This is a genomic window from Alteromonas sp. I10, assembly GCF_003201515.1.
Lineage (GTDB): Bacteria > Pseudomonadota > Gammaproteobacteria > Enterobacterales > Alteromonadaceae > Alteromonas > Alteromonas macleodii.
This window is the reverse complement of the sequence record NZ_QJJN01000001.1, coordinates 255,597-273,802: the sequence shown is the minus strand read 5'-3', so window position 1 is coordinate 273,802 and position 18,206 is coordinate 255,597. Positions and strand designations below refer to the sequence as shown.

Genomic DNA, 18,206 nt, shown 5'->3' with positions numbered 1-18,206 from the left:
GTTAACTACGGCTTATGTCCTGAGTCGCGTTAGCAGTGGCACGGGGGGATGCACTGTCCTTTGACAGCTCGGCTAAGTACCTAGAGCACATCATTAAACCTTTGGCGACATGCTTCTCAACGGTGCTTTCGCTTAGCCCCACAAGCTCTGCAATCTCTTTTTGTCGCATGCCATATACTTTTTTCAGCAAAAATACGCGTTTTACATCAGCAGACAGTGTATCTGTCGCTCGGCAAAAATGAATAAAACGCTCTTTGCTTTCTACATTTTTTTCTAAACTGTGCCCTACAAGCTCATAAGGCAAAATATCCATGTCATCGAGCTGCTGCTTATTTTTGTTTTCAGCTTTCGCAACATGGTTCAGCGCTAGATTACGCGCTGTCTTGAGCATATAGGTACGCTCATACTGTATTTCTTGTTTTAACTCTGCTTCGTAGCTTTTAATAAAAGCTTCTTGCACGATGTCTTCAATGTCGTCGGCGCCAACAATAGAACCTACCGCACGCATTAGCTTTGAGCGGTATTTTAAGAAGGTTTCAGCTACTGTCGACTTTCTCGTCATAATATTAAATGTTGTGTGTTTCGATTTGCTTACATTGGCATCAATAATGCCTGCTTTTTCGTTCTTTTTCACCTAATAAAATAAAAGGGGGCTAATGCCCCCTTAACTTTGAAACATTAAGTGAAAGTTTGGTTTATAGGTAATTGCTTACCTATTAAAAAGTGTAAACACCTCTTAGGTAGTAGAAGCCACCGTTTATACCAATTGGTGATGTTGTCGGATACGCTGAACCTGCAATCTGTGCGTAGGTGATACCACCTGCATCAGTGTTGTTTTCGTCAGGGTATTCATCAAACGCGTTCTTAGCACCAACAGTTACCGTGAACTCTTCAGTGAAGTTATATGCCACTTCAAAGTCGAACGTAATTTCAGAACCTACTTTGTCAATCGGCAATGCAGAGTCTAGGTGATCTTCGAAGATGCTACCGTAGTAGTTCATTCGCGCAAGGAAGCGCCAGTCGCCATTAGTGTGGTTAGCTGTTGCACTGTAACGTACCGCTGGAAGGTTATCTTCTAGCATGCGAATACGGAAATCAGAGATATTGTCCGACGCGCGGTCAACTTCTGTAGATGTCCAGTTATATGCGAGTGAGAACTTAGTTTCACCGCCCATCATATCCATCGAATAGTTCGCTACTACGTCTACACCTTCGGTGGTGGTGTCGAAGTCGTTAGTGAAGAAGCTGATTTCAGAGAAGCTAGACGCATCGTTGATACCTTGCTCAAGCAGCGTGGCAATGTCTTCTTCAGTCAGCGCAATACCAGAGGCAGTACTGATACGGTCAGTCAGTTCAATGTTGTAGTAGTCTGCGGTAATGAATAGACCATTATCGAAATCGGCTACCACACCAAACGTGATACTTTCTGACTCTTCAGGCGTTAACTGCTCACCACCTTTAAGTTGAGACACTGGATCTGTCGGAGGCAGTGTTGCACGGTCAATAAGTTCACCACCTGTACCAAACGCGGTAGTTACGTTACGCACGTTGCTTTGACCAAGGGTAGGTGCTTTAAAGCCTGTTGAGAACGCACCACGGAAAGCGATGTTCTCAAGTGCTTGCCAACGGAAAGCAATCTTACCTTTCGTTGTGTCACCGAAATCAGAGAAGTCTTCATAACGTAGCGCACCGGCTAACATGAAGTTTTCAGTGATATACGCTTCTGCGTCAATGTACAGTGCGATGTTGTTGCGGGACACACGACCTTGGCTATTGGCCGCCAAGCCAGGGAAACCATTTGAGCCAATGCCAAAGCCTTGTGTCGCCAGCGGACCTATTTCATAAGAGGCAGTATCACCTGCAAAGCTCTCATAACTTTCGTTGCGATATTGGAAACCAGTTGCCACGAATAGTGGTTCATATAAACCAACATCGAACGGCTTAGTGAAATCAATATCAAGGGTTTGCTCAGACTGCGTATAGCGACCTGGGCTAAATTCTGTAGGTGTTTCTGGACCTAAAGACGGGTTGATAGTGTTGCTAATAGCAAAGTCAACTTCGTTTTGGCCCAGGTTCAAGCTCACGTCATACGTGATATCGTGGTCAAGTTCGCCTTTCGTACCAAAGACAAGTGACATATCTGTAACCGTACCACCGAAACGAGGTGTGAAACCACCTGGCAGCATTTCGTTGAACGCCCAACAGTCAGGATTGTTCTGAACTTCGTTAATATAACGCGGGTTCTCTAGTACATTATCACCAACTACGATGTCGGTTGGACAGTTACCTGACATATCACCGGTTAAATCACCAACAAGCAGTAGTTGCTCGCCATCGTCATTTGTACCACCATCGTTCACACCACCACGATTGTGTGGGTTACGGAAGTAAAAACCACCTTCAACTTCACGCTCGGCGTAGTTACCAAACATGTAAGCTTCTGAGGTAGCAGAAAGCTCTATACCTGCATTAGCGAAAAGTTTGATGTCGTGTTTGATCTCAGGTGAGCCCCAAATTTGCGCAGGATCTGCTACAAAAGTGTTCCCAGCCGCTATCAATGCAGCAGCGTCTGCACGCTGTACACTTCGAGATGTGTCGTCTGCAGTACGGTATTCAGCTGAAAGGTTAATAAAGCCTTTGTCAGATAGAGGAAGACCTACGTTACCCGACATCTGAATCATGTCGCCGTCGCCTTCGTAGAAAGAGCCGTAACGGGCTTCAAACGAACCGCCTTCTGATGCATCGTTAAGTACGAAGTTAATTACACCCGCAATCGCATCAGAACCGTATTGTGCTGCTGCACCATCGCGAAGTACTTCCACTTGCTTTAATGCCGCTGCTGGGATAACAGAAATATCAGGACCTTGTGCACCGTCAGAAAGACCACCACCAAGGAAAGTGATAACCGCAGAACGGTGACGACGTTTACCATTTACAAGCACAAGCGTGTGGTCTGATGCCATACCGCGAAGGTTAGCAGGACGAACAAGCGTTGAAGCATCGTTGATCGGCTGGTCGTTTACGTTAAAAGACGGAACAACAGTCTGCATCATAGATACCATATCAGTGGCACCCTGCTGCTTAAACTCTTCGTCAGAAATAATATCAATTGGCACCGCTGAGTCAGCGACCGAGCGAGGCGCTGCACGTGAACCAACTACCGCAATTTGTTCAAAATCTTCGGCCTTAGCACTCTCTTCAGCTTCTTGCGCATAAACAGGTGCAGCGGCCATTACTGAAAACGCAGCTGATGCGGCTAATACGCCACGCACGTTTTTGGTCAATAAAGACAAGGTTGTATTCATGGTGGTTTCCCGGAGTTTCTCTAAGACACCTTCAGCGTTTTAAACACATTAAAAAAATGCTCAGAGTAGTTGTTATTTTTTACCTTCAACACTGACTCATTTGCGGTCAGATGGTGTTTTTTATAGAACGCAAGATATTAAAAAACAAACCTTTTTCGACAAAATAAAAATATTTTTTCACTCCGTAGAGGATTTTAATTTCTGACCTGTCTATATAATTTTTACGGGAATAAAAGTGCGGGATTTTTGGCGGGTTTTAATAAAAAAAGCCGACTATAAGCCGGCTTTTAAATCGTTTTTTACAAACCTAAAGATTTGTACATGGAAACAAGATTTACTCTGCTTCTTTGTACTTTGCAGCCGTTTCTTTAATAAGCGGTTGAAGCTCGTTTTGTTGGAACATTTCAATAATGATATCGCAACCACCTACAAGCTCACCTTCAATCCATAGTTGCGGGAATGTCGGCCAGTTTGCATATTTTGGTAGTTCTGCGCGGATGTCTGGGTTTTGAAGAATATCTACATAAGCAAATGGTTCGCCACATGACATCAACGCTTGCGATGCTTGTGAAGAAAAGCCACAGCTAGGTAGTTTAGGAGAACCCTTCATATACAACAAAATTGGGTTTTCTTCGATTTGCTGCTTGATTCTATCTAGCGTTGATTGATTTTCAGTATTATCCATTTGATTCCTCTGAGCACAAAAGTGTATTCCCAGTTAGATGGGAATGCATGAATGATTTATCAAGGGAAAGGGTATCATAATTTTGTGTTTAATTACCCATAGCTGAATTGATCTTTTCAACCTCTGAATCGTTATCTACCCATACATTGCAATACAAATTAGTGTCACATTTTAACTTTTGAAAAAAAATTCACATTTTTGTCATTGAGTTATAGGACTTTATCCCCACATTTGGGATATGCTTTAGCGTCTAAAGCAGTATATTGAACATAGAATTAATATGCACTTATTGAACAGGCGAAGATAAGTGGGCTTTAGACTACAATACTAAACCAACATGGAGACCGTCATGGCTTTTGAATTACCAGCATTACCATACGAACAAAATGCACTAGAACCGCATATTTCTGCTGAAACGCTTGAGTACCACTATGGCAAGCACCACGCTACTTATGTAACTAAGCTTAACGGCCTAGTTGAAGGTACTGACATGGAAAACAAAAGCCTAGAAGAAATCATCAAATCTTCTGACGGCGGTGTTTTCAATAACGCAGCGCAGGTATGGAACCACACGTTCTACTGGCACTGTCTAAGCCCGAATGGCGGCGGTGAGCCAACAGGCGCGCTAGCAGAAGCTATCAATGCGAAGTGGGGCTCATTTGCAGACTTCCAAGCAGCATTTAACGATAAAGCGGTTAACAACTTCGGTTCAAGCTGGACGTGGTTAGTTAAAACTGCAGACGGCAGCCTAGATATCGTTAACACAAGCAACGCGCAAACGCCTATTTCTGGCGACGACCTTACGCCAGTGCTTACTGTTGACCTTTGGGAACACGCTTACTACATCGACTACCGCAATGCGCGTCCTAAGTACCTAGAAAATTTCTGGGCGCTGGTTAACTGGGAATTCGCAAGCAGCAACTTTGCATAAGCCAAAGACTGAAGCGTTAAGCGCCTTGCGCTCTTAACAGCGTAAAGTATCAGTTATAAAAAGCCCCGCTTCCAAGCGGGGCTTTTTTTATGCACTATTGTTCATTAAGTGACACTAAATTCTTATTAAAGTTGCATTTTTCATTAGACGAAAAGATTAAAAACTATACACAATAATTACTATCGTTTTCCCAAATACCTACTAAGCTGAAATTACGGGGTTCCGTATTTAAGGGGTATTCATGGGTATTTTTGAACACTATCAAAGTCGCTATGAAGAGCGAAAACAGGAAGAGTTCACCATTGGGGAGTTCCTTGAAATTTGTAAAGAGGATCAAACCGCTTATGCAAATGCAGCAGAACGTTTGCTACAAGCTATTGGTGAGCCTGAATTAATCGACACTGCCAACGACCCGGCACTTAGCCGCATTTTCTCAAACCGCGTTATTTCTCGTTATCCAGCTTTTTCAGAATTCTATGGCATGGAAGAAGCCATAGAACAAATCGTTTCTTACCTTAAACACGCCGCACAAGGTCTTGAAGAGAAGAAACAAATTCTCTATTTGCTCGGCCCAGTGGGTGGCGGTAAATCGTCTCTGGCAGAGAGACTTAAAGAACTGATGCAGCACGTACCTATTTACATGCTGAAAGGCTCGCCTGTTAACGACCATCCATTCTGTCTGTTTGATGTCAAAGAAGATGGCGACATTTTACAAAAAGAGTACGGCATTCCTAAGCGCTACTTAAAAACCATCATGTCTCCGTGGGCACGCAAACGCCTGCATGAATTCAATGGCGATATTACCCAGTTTAAGGTGGTTCGCGTTTATCCGTCAGTGCTCGACCAGGTGGGTATCGCTAAAACCGAACCCGGTGACGAAAACAACCAAGATATTTCATCTTTGGTGGGTAAAGTTGATATTCGCCGCTTAGAACAATATGCACAAAACGACCCTGATGCTTACAGTTACTCGGGTTCACTATGTAAAGCCAATCAGGGCTTAATGGAATTTGTGGAGATGTTCAAAGCACCGATTAAAGTGCTGCATCCACTATTAACCGCAACACAAGAGGGTAACTACAACCCAACAGAGGGCTTCTCTGCCCTTCCCTTCGATGGGCTTATACTTGCGCATTCAAACGAATCTGAGTGGCAATCGTTTAGAAACAATAAGAATAACGAAGCCTTCCTAGACCGTGTCTATATAGTAAAAGTACCGTACTGTTTGCGAGTACGTGAAGAAATTAAGATCTACAAAAAGTTACTAGACAGCAGCGAGCTTAACGGCGCGCCCTGTGCGCCAGACACGCTAGAGTGTTTAGCGCAGTTTACTGTGTTATCGCGCTTGAAAGAGCCAGAGAACTCCAGTCTATTTTCTAAAATGCGCGTGTATGATGGCGAGAGCCTGAAAGACACCGACCCGAAAGCCAAGTCTTATCAAGAGTACCGCGACTACGCCGGTGTCGATGAAGGCATGGAGGGGTTATCCACCCGCTTTGCATTTAAGATTCTCTCCAGGGTTTTTAACTTCGATCATCAAGAAGTGGCGGCAAACCCAGTCCATTTGTTTTATGTACTGGAGCGTCAAATTGAACGGGAGCAGTTCCCTCAAGAAACCGCTGATAAGTATTTGGAGTTTTTGAAAGGCTACCTCATTCCTCGCTACGTGGAATTCATTGGTAAAGAGATTCAAACGGCTTACTTAGAATCGTATTCTGAATATGGGCAAAACCTGTTTGACCGCTATGTAACCTATGCTGATTTCTGGATCCAAGACCAAGAGTATCGTGACCCAGAAACCGGACAGCTGTTCGACAGAGCGTCACTGAATGCTGAGTTAGAAAAAACAGAGAAGCCTGCAGGAATAAGTAATCCGAAAGACTTCCGTAACGAAATCGTTAACTTTGTTTTGAGAGCCCGTGCAAATAACGGCGGCAAAAACCCAGCATGGACCAGTTACGAGAAACTTCGCACCGTGATTGAGAAGAAAATGTTCTCTAACACGGAAGACTTACTGCCGGTTATTTCTTTCAACACCAAAGGCTCTGCAGAGGAGCAGAAAAAACACGACGACTTTGTAAATCGTATGACCGAGAAGGGATATACGCAAAAACAAGTTCGGTTGCTGTGTGAATGGTACCTGCGCGTACGTAAAGCGTCTTAGCGCTAAACGCATGTGGTGCTGAAGCGCGTGTAATGCGTGCTTCAGCACGGGTATTTGTAGTTCACAACAAGACAAGCAGGTGTGTATGGCGCATTTTATTGACCGAAGGTTAAACAGCAAAGGTAAGAGTACGGTAAACCGCCAGCGCTTTATTAAGCGTTACAAACAGCAGATAAAGCGCGCTGTTTCTGATGCAGTGGGTAAACGTTCTGTTACCGATTTAGATTCTGGCGAGCAAATTAGCATTCCAGCCAGAGATATCTCTGAACCTATTTTTCATACCGGCCGCGGCGGCAGTAGAGATATTGTCCACCCCGGCAACGACCAATTCACAGCGGGTGATAAAATTGATAGGCCGCCAGGCGGCGGTGGCAAGGGCGCAGGCGAAGGCGACGCTAGCAATGAAGGCGAAGGCCAAGATGAGTTCGTATTTTCTATATCCAAAGACGAATATTTAGACCTACTTTTTGAAGATTTAGCGCTTCCCAACTTAAAGAAAAATCAATTTGATAAAGTCACCCAATACGAAACTTATCGCGCAGGTTATCAGACCGATGGCGTGCCAAGTAATTTAGATATTGTTCGCTCACTCAAAGGCTCTGTGGCAAGGCGTATTGCCTTAAGCGGAAGTGATAGAAAGAAACTAAGAGAGCTTGAAGAAAAACTTGCCCTGCTTGTAGAAGACAAGCACGACAATACGTTAGCCATAAATGCATTAAAAGAAGAAATTGAAGCACTTAAAGCCAAAATAGCCCGAGTGCCTTTTATTGATACTTTCGATTTGCGCTTTAAGAACTATGACAAACGCCCGCTTCCCTCAAGCAAAGCCGTAATGTTTTGTTTAATGGATGTATCTGGCTCTATGGACCAAGCCACCAAAGATATGGCTAAACGGTTTTATATCTTGCTGTATCTCTTTTTGACGCGAACCTACGAAAACGTAGACGTGGTGTACATTCGTCATCACACGCAAGCGAAAGAAGTAGACGAGCACGAGTTTTTCTACTCTCAAGAAACCGGCGGCACTATTGTTTCAAGTGCATTGAAGCTAATGGATGAAGTCGTTCGCGAGCGCTACAGCGATGGAAATTGGAATATCTATGCAGCACAAGCGTCAGATGGCGATAATTGGGCTGATGACTCGCCGCAGTGTCGTGACTTGCTTACCGCTAAACTGCTACCCGCAACCCGTTACTATGCCTATATTGAAATAACCGAGAGGCAGCACCAAAGTTTGTGGCGAGAATACGAGAAAGTGGCCGCCACTCACGACAACTTTGTATGTAAGCACATACAAACACAGGCCGACATCTATCCTGTGTTCAGAGAGCTATTCAAACGCTCTGAACAAGATGCGCAGCAAGGAGCCTAATATGACAACCGACGCTATGGCAAAAGAAAACAGCAAGCCTGAAACATCAAAACGCCACTTATTAAGCGATGGGCCCGACTGGACGTTTCCACTTATCGAAGAGTATGAGCAACATATCGATCGCATCGCCAAAAAATTTAAGTTAGACACCTATCCCAATCAAATTGAGGTGATCACCGCAGAGCAGATGATGGATGCTTACGCCAGCATCGGCATGCCGCTTAACTACACGCACTGGAGCTTTGGCAAAAAGTTTATTCAAACTGAGCAACAATACCGTCGTGGACAAATGGGGCTGGCTTACGAAATCGTCATTAACTCTGACCCCTGCATTGCGTATTTAATGGAAGAGAACACCATTACCATGCAAGCGCTCGTTATGGCTCATGCGTGCTACGGTCACAACTCATTCTTCAAAGGCAACTACTTATTTAAAACCTGGACCGATGCCAGCTCTATCATCGACTACCTGGTCTTTGCTAAAAACTACATTGCTAAATGCGAACAAAAATATGGATTTGATGAAGTCGAAAATATGCTCGACTCGTGCCACGCGCTAATGAATTACGGCGTTGACCGATACAAACGCCCGCAGAAAATTTCGTTACAAGAAGAGAAAAACAGACAGGAAGAGCGCGAAGCCTATCTGCAATCGCAAGTGAATGAGCTTTGGCGCACCTTGCCCGATAGCCCGCATAGCAAACACAAAGAAAAAATTCGCTTTCCACAAGAGCCGCAAGAAAACCTGCTTTACTTTATTGAAAAAAACGCACCTTTGCTTGAACCTTGGCAACGTGAGATTGTGCGTATTGTTAGGAAAGTCTCACAGTATTTTTATCCGCAAAAGCAAACCCAAGTGATGAATGAGGGATGGGCCTGTTTTTGGCACTACCATATTCTAAATGAGATGTATGACGAGGGTTTGGTCAGCGACCGCTTCATGATGGAGTTTTTGCACAGTCATTCAAGCGTTGTCATGCAGCCAGAGTACAATAGCCCTTATTACTCTGGCATCAATCCGTATGCGTTAGGCTTTTCCATGTTTATGGATATTAAACGGGTGTGTCAGTCCCCCACTGAAGAAGATTATAAATATTTACCGAGCATTGCGGGTAAAGACTGGCTGGAAACCGTGCATTTCGCCATGGAAAACTTTAAAGACGAAAGTTTTATCAGTCAGTTTTTATCGCCTAAAGTTATTCGCGACTTTAAGTTATTCGCCCTTGAAGATGACACCACCAAGCCCTTTATTGCGGTGAGCGCTATTCATGACGAAATGGGTTATCAAATTATTAAAGAGAAGCTGTCTGCTCAATACAATTTGAGTAATTTAGAACCCAACATTCAGGTACATAACGTTGATGTGAGAGGCGACCGTTCGCTTACTCTTCGCTATATTCCTCAGCGAGGAATTCCGCTAGGTGATTCAAAAGATGAAGTTATGCGCCACCTGCACAGGCTGTGGAAATTTGATGTACGTTTAGAGCAAGACAATGGTGATGATGGTATTGACGTGATATCAGAGTGTAAACGTGCACCGCAGGCGTAAGCCTGCGGTCAGCCCTCAGAACAAGATTTTAAGCTGCCTTTGCACTTTCCATTTCTTTTCTGGAACACAGTAACAATGACAGTGCGCCTATTGCTGCAAAAACGGCTGCGGTAACGAACGTCTCATAGGCGTTAGTGCCTTGCTGCCACTGCTGCCCTGCCATGTAGTTTCCAAATGCGCCACCTAATCCAAACGCTATACTGATGTATACCGCTTGCCCTCGGCTTTGATACGCCTTCGGCAGGAACTGGTGGATAAAATGCACCGATACTGCATGCGTTAAACCAAAGCTTAACGCATGAATAAGCTGACTCAACACAATCACCATAAAGGTATCAGCGAATGCCGCCATGACATACCAGCGAAGCCCTGTCAGTGCGATGCTCACAAACAATAAATTCCACACGCCAAACTGGCTAATCAGACGGCGGGCAATAAGAAATATCCCCACCTCGGCGAGTACCCCAAGCGCGATAAAGATGCCAGTTTGTTGGCCGCTGTAATCAAGGTCGCGCATGTAAAGTGCGAAAAATCCGTAATACGCACCAAAGCTAATTTGCAAGCACGCTGAAGCGAATATAAAGATGGCGAAAGGTTTTTGTTTGGCGTATTTCCAAATACTTCCCGCCGTAGACGTTTCAGGTGCAGCTTCTTTGGGCGCACGTATGAACAAGGTACTGATGAACAGTAACGCGAGTACGCCAATACTGGCGTGCACTGGCGTGTCGGTAGAAAAAATATCTAGGGCTTTACCCACACCTACCGTCAAACAAATAAAGCCAACGCTCCCCCATAGCCTTACCTGCCCATACGTGGCATTGGTTTTCGCCACCGTATTCATCGTGATAACTTCAAGTTGAGGCAACACCGCTGTCCAGAACATCATCATTAACCCAAAAGCCAGCGTAAGCCCCCAAAAACTGGTGAAGTAAAACACCGAACTGAAAGTCAGTACGGTGAGCAAGCAGCCTAAGCGCATTACGCCAATGGCATTACCCGTTTTATCGGCCACGCCAGCCCACAGGCCAGGCCCTAAAATACGCGCTAGCGTTATAACCGCAAAGAGTTCACCGATTTCGGCAGAGGAAAATCCCCGCCCATCAAGGAAGATACCTAAATAAGGCACAAGCACGCCAAGCTGACCGAAGTAAAGCCAGTAGGTGATAGCAAGAATAAAGAGGCCGGTTTTGCTGCTTGCTGGGCTCGCCGCAGTATTGTTGGCATCGTTTAGGCCATTTGGTGACAATTCACATCTCCATATGCAAAAACGCCACTAGCGCAGAACCGGCAGTGGCGAATGATAAAATTAATTAGCGCAACATGCGCTCATGCTGCGTGTATCTTTAATCCGCGTTAACGTCGCAGTCTTGGCATTGCGGTCTTGCGATTTAAAAAACTGCTATGCCTGACCCGCAATTGGTTTCGTGGTCGACTGCACACCGGCATTTTGCGCGCGGTGGCGCAGCAGATGATCCATCAATACCAGTGCCAGCATGGCTTCGGCAATAGGTACAGCACGGATACCCACACACGGGTCGTGACGACCTTTGGTGACGATATCGATTTCCTCATTGTCTTTATTGATAGTTTTACCGGGAACCGAAATACTTGAGGTCGGCTTAAGCGCCATGTGTACTTCAATATCCTGACCGGTAGAGATGCCGCCTAGCACGCCACCTGCATGATTAGATGTGAATCCTTCAGGAGTAAGCGTATCGCGGTGTTCACTGCCTTTTTGATTAATAACATCAAAACCATCACCAATTTCCACGCCTTTCACTGCGTTAATTCCCATCATGGCGTGGGCGATTTCAGCATCTAGCCTATCGAAAACAGGCTCGCCTAGGCCTACAGGCACATTCTTCGCAACAACCGATACTTTCGCGCCAATGCTGTCGCCTGACTTTTTAAGGTCTCGCATGTACTCGTCCAGCGCGTCTAGCTTAGACTCATCAGGACAGAAAAACGGGTTAGTGTTGGTTACGCTGTGATCAACCTTATCTACTGTTACCGGCCCAAGCTGAGACAAATAGCCTAATACCTCAATACCGTGCACTTCTTTAAGGTACTTCTTCGCAATACCACCTGCGGCTACGCGAATAGCCGTTTCACGTGCAGACGAACGACCACCACCGCGATAGTCACGGCTTCCGTACTTTTGATCGTAGGTATAGTCAGCGTGGCCTGGACGAAAGCGGTCCTTGATATTGCCGTAATCTTGGCTTCGCTGATCTTTATTTTTAATTAATAAACCAATACTGGTGCCAGTAGTTTTACCTTCAAATACGCCAGATAAAATTTGTACTTCATCGTCTTCTCTTCGCGCCGTAGTATAACGAGAGGTGCCGGGCTTACGTCTGTCTAAATCAACCTGAAGATCTTCTTCAGTGATCTCAAGTCCTGGAGGGCAACCGTCTACTACACCGCCAATTGCAATGCCGTGGCTTTCACCAAACGTGGTTACAGTGAAAAGTTTTCCGAAGCTGTTACCTGACATAATTAACTATTAATCCTTACTACTAAAATACTGTACTAGTGTGTCTTTGCGCACGGCGAAAATACCTGAACCACCGTTATCGAATTCAAGCCAAATCACTTCTAACCCGGGGAACCTTTCGCTCATGTGCACTTCGCTATTTCCAACTTCAACGAATAACCAGCCACCGTCATTAAGGTAAGTTGGCGCCTCTTTAAGCATGATATCAACCAGTTCCAGACCGTCTTCACCTGCGGCAAGGGCAAGCTCAGGCTCGTGGTGATACTCTTCAGGCAAGTCAGCCATGTCCTCTGCGTCAACATAAGGCGGATTAGACACGATAAGGTCGTATTTCTGCCCTTCTAAACTTGAAAACAGGTCAGACTGAATGGGATAAACACGGTGACTAAGACCATGCTCCTGAATATTAATATCGGCCACTTCCAATGCATCTGTGCTGATATCTACGGCATCTACCTGCGCCTCTGGGTATGCATGAGCAAGCGCAATAGCAATACACGCACCGCCCGTGCACATATCAAGAATACTGTTAGGCGTCGATTCTACAAATGGCGCAAACTCTTTTTGAATAAGTTCAGCAAATGGAGACCGAGGAATGAGCACTCGCTCGTCTACGTAGAACGGCATACCGCAGAACCAAGCTTCGTTTGTGATATAAGGCAATGGCATGCGAGTTTGCACGCGCTTTAAAACAAGCTCTGCAATCTTCTCTCGCTCGCTTTTCGTTAAGCGAGACGTCATTACGCTGTCCCCAACTTGCTCTAATATAGGATGAGGCAAATGTAAGGCTTGCATAACTAGGCTTGTCGCTTCATCCCATGCATTGTCAGTACCATGACCAAAATACAAAGCCGCATCGTTAAAACGGCTGGTTGCCCATCGTGTCATATCTAACAGGGTATGCAGATCTTCAATGGCTTCTTCAAGGTAAAACTTATCGGTCATGGCGTTTGGGTACATCAAAAATTTCAAAGCTGGTATCATACCCAAACTTCATACCGATTCACATAATTAACTACGTACCGAATCTTTCTATTCGTTATAATTTAGGCGTTTTGAATCGTTAAACTCGAGTGTATTTACCCAAGCTGTTGTTGATGAAAACCTTTAAAAAAGAACTCAAAGCATTAAAGAAGCAACTTTCTGAACCTCATCGCCATAACAGTCAGGCGAGACAGGAAGGCGCCCGTAATGGAAATATGTCTACGAATACCGAGGAAGAGACCTTTTCATTTGCCGATGCAATGCAGGGAGTGACGCCTTTATCACAAGATAAAGTTGAGCCTGATAAGCAAGTTGAGTTATTTAAGAAGTCGCAGCAGGTAAAAGGTAAACATCTAAAACACAGTAAGCAATTAGCGGCAAGCTTCGACTTTTCTGATATGTACCAGGCAGCGTTGCCGCAAGAAGGGCCCATGCGCTTTTGCCAAGAAGGTGAGTCTACGCATATTTTGAAGCAGCTGCGCCGTGGCGACTACTCGCCAGAAATGACTTTAGATTTACATGGCCTTACCCGAGAGATGGCAAAAGCCGAGCTTGCCGCACTTATTCACACGGCAAGAAAAGAACTGATAGATTGCGTGTGTGTAATGCATGGTTTTGGTCAGGGCGTGCTAAAAGCCGCCCTGCCCCATTACTTAGTTCAGCACCCACACGTACGTGCATTTCATCAAGCGCCCCTCGAATACGGTGGACAAGCAGCACTACTGGTACTCATCGACATACCGCTTCAAAACAACAAGCGTTAATTTGCGCCTGGACAGCCATACATGGTGACTTATTTGTCTTCATCTGCACTGTTGTGCATAAACAAATAAGTGTAATACATCATCATCGCTACAATAATGCCTATACCGAGTAGTGAGCCCCATACTACGGGGTCTTTCATCATAGTCCACAACATAAGTAATCTCCTCTTCAACTAAGTAAATAGTAGAAGAGGCGTTAGATAGAGGATGTGATCCAGATCAAATTTGATTTCTAGTCGTTAGCTGTCGGCCTAATTATTTGATCCAGGTCAACATACAGTTAATACCAATCCCCATATTTGTCGCGCCATCACAATTGGGGCTTTGCCATACTTAGTTGTAACGATTGAATATGTTCAGGTTACCCTCATAACCAAGCAACGCCTCCGCATTACGGCACAGCTGCTCCATCGACTCACTAACTTGTATATCAAAATTGGGGGGTGTTGCTCGAAGACTGTGTTGAAAGATTTTGGCGTTTACATGGTTCGCAAGCAAAAGAAAACCCAAACATCCATACGTTCTCAGAAAGGGAAGCCGTGAGCAAAGTTGAGATGCGGCAGTATGTGTAATCGTTAAACTTTTGTCGGGAATAGATAGAATTACCCACTTATCAAGTTTCTGACCCTCTCTTGCGATATTCCTAAACCATCCGTCGACAACGCTATCGTCGTATACATTGCTTGGTATATCAAATAGAACATTGTTGACGTTGAAAAAACGGTATTGATGCTGACTACCTACCATGGCTACCTCCTGTTATGCCTTCATTCAATTGGTAGAGTGGAGCACTGAGCAAAGATCAGTTTTGACAGGGCGAGTTCGCCTAGTTAGGACTGTTATGGCTATCGTCTGGCATTATTGAACTGATTAACATTGTGGGCCTGCAGACAAGCAAGTACTTTTTCACTCAACCACAGTGTTGCCTGAGCAGTGTCGTCAAAGTATTCGAATGCTAGTGTTGAAGATTCATAAACACGAGACCAAAACTTCTTTTGCATTGCCACACCTTCTGGTTCATGAAGCACCACTGCCGTGGCAATTAGCCCCAATGCTACGGCTTTGCTAACAATTTCTTGACCAGCGTTAGTAGCCTCCATGGGCGCAAGTGCCAGACCATGCACATTTACTAAGCTTCCCCAACACGGTGTATCAATATTCTTTCTTTGTGCGCCAACCACACGCTCATACTTTTGCATGAACTCAAGATTAAACGGACCTACTAAGTCTATATGTAGAATATTTTGCTCTGCTTGAAAATGAGCGTGAACCTCTCCATGCGCACTAAACTTGTCTATATCCATACGTTCCTCCACTTGAAAAGTATAGAACAAGATCAGGGCCAGATAAATTTGTTGCATATTGAGGGATAGAATTAATTTACAAAAAGGTATTGCAAATCATTCTCATTTACACTATCTTGTAAATGCCTGTTCGACGTTGGGTAAAAAACGGTCTTGGCTTAGCGTCGCTGAGGGATAGACGCCCGTCTATCCCTCAATTTTTTTCTTCAATATATTTTTCTACTTATTTTAATCAACGTTCATAGACGCATAAAAAAAGCGACTATCACGTCGCTTTTTCTCGCTTCTTTAATTTAGCTAAACAGCTTCATAAACCAACCTTTTTGGAGATCTTCCTCACAGGTTTTAAGTTGCGTAGCATAGCGCAGCGAGCGCGCTTTAACTTTTGACGCCACTTTCTTCAGCCACGGCTTTCTATCATAGCTTCTGCGTTTGTACCCGCCCCATCCTTCGTGATAGTTAAGGTATTGCGCGTAGGCGTCCCATTTAGAAATACCGTTCACTTTTTGCGACTTGTAAATAAACCATCCCATAAAGTCGATAGCGTCCTCGAAATCATCACGATCTGCACCACCGTTATCTGTTTCTCTCATATAGTCAGACCAGGTAGGTGTTTTCGCTTGTGAATAGCCATAAGCCGAACTAACACGCCCCCAAGGAATAAGCCCGAAGAAAACGTAATCACGCGTTGGAAGCGCATCGTGGCGGAAGGAACTTTCTTGATACATCATGGCCATTGGAACATGTATAGGAACACCCCATTTATCGCGGGCATCAGCAGCTGCATCATACCAATCGTCCTTTTCGTAGAATATTTCGCACAAATTACTGATGTCTTTAGGAGGCGTAGTTGCACATCCAGCGATAAACAGCGGAAAAAGAACGATGAGAGTTGATAAAAAAACAACCAATTTTTTGAACTTTTGGTTCATAGCTTGTCTTAACTAATGTTCTAGTAAAATGTGTGTTTCCCTGGAACCCTTCGATGCCTGACCTATGTCAGGCATTTTTTTTTGCTGGGGCCTCAGCGAAATAATCACGAATAAATGTATCAAAGTCTTTAACATCAGCAGCTTCTATTTCTTTTTGAGCAGCAAACGACACGTCAGCTTGGGCAGCAAAACCAGCAGCATCCGTATCCGTGTATTCAAAAGACTTCATCTCAGCTTGATAAGCTTGTGCCAGTTCTAAGCCCAACACGCCATTATCTTTGTCGCTTTCTAGCAAAGTAGCAAGTAGTTTACCTGACGGTGTTAGCGCCGGATCCGCCACTTTTTCAGCCTCGACGTTCACCGCTTGTGTATAACGCGACGTATCATTGGCTAAATCGAGTAATTCGGCCGCTTGCTCGAAGGACTTAAACAGAGAGGCACACCATTTAGGTAGTGAAATATTTTCTCCGCCATTTTGCAGGAGCAAATCAGGGTTTCGCCCTTCTAACACCACTTTATTCATATTCTCTTTAGCTTCTTTAAGCTGCGCTTCGTCAAGTTCTGCACTTGGCATTAGTAAGCACGCAACTAAGAAAACATCTAAGAAATCGAATTGCGTCTGTGAAATACCAATTGCCGAAAATGGATTTACATCTAGAGCGCGCACTTCAATGTAGCTGATACCGCGTCTAACCAAAGCGTCTGTTGGCTTTTCCATTGACTGAGTGGGCTGCTTAGGGCGTATAGGCGAGTACAGTTCATTTTCAATTTGAATGATGTTGCGACTTAACTGTTGATAATTGCTCTCTTCGCCTGCAGCAAACTGGCTGAACCGGGATGACGGCGTATTCATCGCATCGCGCAGCAAGGTGACATAGTTGTCTAGCTTGTTGTAACAAATCTTAAGCGACGATTGCTCTGCACTTGTGTAGCCTAAATCACTCATGCGAAGTGATGTCGCGTATGGCATGTATACCGTGCCCTTACCTACCTTTTTAAAAGGTAACGCATGCTGCTTTCCTTTTAAAAACGATCCACATAATGCAGGGGATGCACCGTACAAATAAGGAATAAGCCAACACAACCTGCGGTAGTTGCGGATAAGCCCAAAATAATCGGCTGAAGTCTGCTCTTGAGAATGTTCTTTTCCGTTCAGTTCAGCCCATAGCTTCCAAAACGTTTCGGGAAGAGAAAAGTTGAAATGCACGCCGGCAATTGCCTGCATCATACTGCCGTAGCGGTTTTTAAGACCAATGCGATATACACGCTTCATCTTGCCCACATTTGACTCACCAAAATAGGCGATGGGAATGTGCGCTTCATCATCTATAAAGCATGGCATACTTAGCGGCCATATTTGCTCTTCACCAATATTATCAATAACGAATTTATGGATATCTTTTAACTGAGAAATCGTTTTGGCAGCACTGTTTTCTGGCGGCGTAATGAATTCAAGCAACGATTCAGAAAAGTCTGTGGTGATTGAATCATGGGTTAGCGCAGATCCCAGCGGTTTAGGATGGGGTGTTTGTGCCAACGTACCGTTCGGGTTTATACGAAGGGCTTCGCGCTCAACGCCGCGCTTAATATCTTTTAGCGCAGCGAGAAATTCGGGTGACTTAAGCGCAGCAATGCGCGCTTCAAAACGGGATGAGTCTACAGTCAAAATGGTGGTCCGTTATGTCAATATAGCCCCCTGTTATGGGGGGCAATAATGTA

Annotated in this window: 16 protein-coding genes; 5 read left to right on the top strand and 11 right to left on the bottom strand. The window is 44.7% G+C overall.

Annotated elements, in window-relative coordinates; genetic code table 11:
* Window position 1: 1 nt before the first annotated feature.
* From BZA03_RS01120 to BZA03_RS01110, 3 genes are all read right to left on the bottom strand, one after another.
* Entirely contained in the window at window positions 2–634 is a 633-nt protein-coding gene (locus BZA03_RS01120; protein WP_014948766.1) for an RNA polymerase sigma factor, read from the bottom strand.
* Between the two features lie 82 nt (window positions 635–716).
* Entirely contained in the window at window positions 717–3,305 is a 2,589-nt protein-coding gene (locus BZA03_RS01115) for a TonB-dependent siderophore receptor (RefSeq protein ID WP_039226539.1), read from the bottom strand.
* Between the two features lie 334 nt (window positions 3,306–3,639).
* Complete coding sequence (locus tag BZA03_RS01110) at window positions 3,640–3,990, bottom strand: Grx4 family monothiol glutaredoxin (protein WP_039226535.1); 351 nt, start codon at window positions 3,988–3,990, stop codon at window positions 3,640–3,642.
* Window positions 3,991–4,339: 349 nt separating this feature from the next.
* Here BZA03_RS01110 and sodB point away from each other — a divergent pair, with 349 nt between their 5' ends.
* The 4 genes from sodB to BZA03_RS01090 all read left to right on the top strand — a co-directional run bounded on the left by sodB (window position 4,340) and on the right by BZA03_RS01090 (window position 10,006).
* On the top strand, window positions 4,340–4,921 hold the full coding sequence (sodB, locus tag BZA03_RS01105) for a superoxide dismutase [Fe] (RefSeq protein WP_014948764.1): 582 nt from the start codon (window positions 4,340–4,342) through the stop codon (window positions 4,919–4,921).
* Between the two features lie 241 nt (window positions 4,922–5,162).
* Entirely contained in the window at window positions 5,163–7,085 is a 1,923-nt protein-coding gene (locus tag BZA03_RS01100; protein ID WP_014975982.1) for a PrkA family serine protein kinase, read from the top strand.
* Between the two features lie 85 nt (window positions 7,086–7,170).
* Window positions 7,171–8,457 (top strand): YeaH/YhbH family protein, encoded by a 1,287-nt coding sequence (locus BZA03_RS01095; RefSeq protein ID WP_069943940.1) that lies wholly within the window; start codon window positions 7,171–7,173, stop codon window positions 8,455–8,457.
* Window position 8,458: 1 nt separating this feature from the next.
* A complete protein-coding gene (locus BZA03_RS01090) occupies window positions 8,459–10,006 on the top strand; it encodes a SpoVR family protein (protein WP_110287742.1) in 1,548 nt (515 codons plus the stop codon).
* A 28-nt stretch (window positions 10,007–10,034) separates the two neighbouring features.
* Here BZA03_RS01090 and BZA03_RS01085 read toward each other — a convergent pair whose 3' ends face one another.
* The 3 genes from BZA03_RS01085 to prmB all read right to left on the bottom strand — a co-directional run bounded on the left by BZA03_RS01085 (window position 10,035) and on the right by prmB (window position 13,448).
* Window positions 10,035–11,252 (bottom strand): MFS transporter, encoded by a 1,218-nt coding sequence (locus BZA03_RS01085; protein WP_039226533.1) that lies wholly within the window; start codon window positions 11,250–11,252, stop codon window positions 10,035–10,037.
* Window positions 11,253–11,405: 153 nt separating this feature from the next.
* Window positions 11,406–12,503 carry a chorismate synthase gene (aroC, locus tag BZA03_RS01080; RefSeq protein WP_014948759.1) on the bottom strand — a complete coding sequence of 366 codons (1,098 nt, stop codon included), beginning with the start codon at window positions 12,501–12,503 and terminating at the stop codon, window positions 11,406–11,408.
* A gap of 9 nt (window positions 12,504–12,512) precedes the next feature.
* Window positions 12,513–13,448 (bottom strand): 50S ribosomal protein L3 N(5)-glutamine methyltransferase, encoded by a 936-nt coding sequence (gene prmB, locus BZA03_RS01075; protein ID WP_039226525.1) that lies wholly within the window; start codon window positions 13,446–13,448, stop codon window positions 12,513–12,515.
* A gap of 152 nt (window positions 13,449–13,600) precedes the next feature.
* Here prmB and smrB point away from each other — a divergent pair, with 152 nt between their 5' ends.
* Entirely contained in the window at window positions 13,601–14,251 is a 651-nt protein-coding gene (gene smrB, locus BZA03_RS01070; RefSeq protein WP_069943938.1) for an endonuclease SmrB, read from the top strand.
* A 29-nt stretch (window positions 14,252–14,280) separates the two neighbouring features.
* Here the strand turns inward: smrB and BZA03_RS20540 are convergent, their stop codons facing one another.
* The 5 genes from BZA03_RS20540 to gshA form a co-directional block, all read right to left on the bottom strand.
* Window positions 14,281–14,406 carry a hypothetical protein gene (locus tag BZA03_RS20540; RefSeq protein WP_012517787.1) on the bottom strand — a complete coding sequence of 42 codons (126 nt, stop codon included), beginning with the start codon at window positions 14,404–14,406 and terminating at the stop codon, window positions 14,281–14,283.
* A gap of 178 nt (window positions 14,407–14,584) precedes the next feature.
* The gene (locus BZA03_RS01065) at window positions 14,585–14,998 is read right to left on the bottom strand and encodes a hypothetical protein (RefSeq protein ID WP_014948756.1); all 414 of its coding nucleotides are present in this window, start codon (window positions 14,996–14,998) and stop codon (window positions 14,585–14,587) included.
* Between the two features lie 98 nt (window positions 14,999–15,096).
* Complete coding sequence (locus BZA03_RS01060; RefSeq protein WP_014948755.1) at window positions 15,097–15,555, bottom strand: hypothetical protein; 459 nt, start codon at window positions 15,553–15,555, stop codon at window positions 15,097–15,099.
* 293 nt (window positions 15,556–15,848) lie between these two features.
* Window positions 15,849–16,487, bottom strand: a complete 639-nt coding sequence (locus tag BZA03_RS01055) for a hypothetical protein (RefSeq protein WP_110287741.1) — start codon at window positions 16,485–16,487, stop codon at window positions 15,849–15,851.
* 67 nt (window positions 16,488–16,554) lie between these two features.
* Window positions 16,555–18,153 (bottom strand): glutamate--cysteine ligase, encoded by a 1,599-nt coding sequence (gene gshA, locus BZA03_RS01050; protein ID WP_110287740.1) that lies wholly within the window; start codon window positions 18,151–18,153, stop codon window positions 16,555–16,557.
* Window positions 18,154–18,206 lie beyond the last annotated feature (53 nt).

Bases quoted from the DNA above. Each gene is read 5' to 3' on its own strand.
- BZA03_RS01115 (WP_039226539.1), bottom strand. From the start codon at position 3,305: ATGAATACAACCTTGTCTTTATTGACCAAAAACGTGCGTGGCGTATTA.
- BZA03_RS01110 (WP_039226535.1), bottom strand. From the start codon at position 3,990: ATGGATAATACTGAAAATCAATCAACGCTAGATAGAATCAAGCAGCAA.
- sodB (WP_014948764.1), top strand. From the start codon at position 4,340: ATGGCTTTTGAATTACCAGCATTACCATACGAACAAAATGCACTAGAA.
- BZA03_RS01100 (WP_014975982.1), top strand. From the start codon at position 5,163: ATGGGTATTTTTGAACACTATCAAAGTCGCTATGAAGAGCGAAAACAG.
- BZA03_RS01095 (WP_069943940.1), top strand. From the start codon at position 7,171: ATGGCGCATTTTATTGACCGAAGGTTAAACAGCAAAGGTAAGAGTACG.
- BZA03_RS01090 (WP_110287742.1), top strand. From the start codon at position 8,459: ATGACAACCGACGCTATGGCAAAAGAAAACAGCAAGCCTGAAACATCA.
- aroC (WP_014948759.1), bottom strand. From the start codon at position 12,503: ATGTCAGGTAACAGCTTCGGAAAACTTTTCACTGTAACCACGTTTGGT.
- prmB (WP_039226525.1), bottom strand. From the start codon at position 13,448: ATGACCGATAAGTTTTACCTTGAAGAAGCCATTGAAGATCTGCATACC.
- smrB (WP_069943938.1), top strand. From the start codon at position 13,601: ATGAAAACCTTTAAAAAAGAACTCAAAGCATTAAAGAAGCAACTTTCT.
- BZA03_RS20540 (WP_012517787.1), bottom strand. From the start codon at position 14,406: ATGTTGTGGACTATGATGAAAGACCCCGTAGTATGGGGCTCACTACTC.
- BZA03_RS01065 (WP_014948756.1), bottom strand. From the start codon at position 14,998: ATGGTAGGTAGTCAGCATCAATACCGTTTTTTCAACGTCAACAATGTT.
- BZA03_RS01060 (WP_014948755.1), bottom strand. From the start codon at position 15,555: ATGGATATAGACAAGTTTAGTGCGCATGGAGAGGTTCACGCTCATTTT.
- BZA03_RS01055 (WP_110287741.1), bottom strand. From the start codon at position 16,487: ATGAACCAAAAGTTCAAAAAATTGGTTGTTTTTTTATCAACTCTCATC.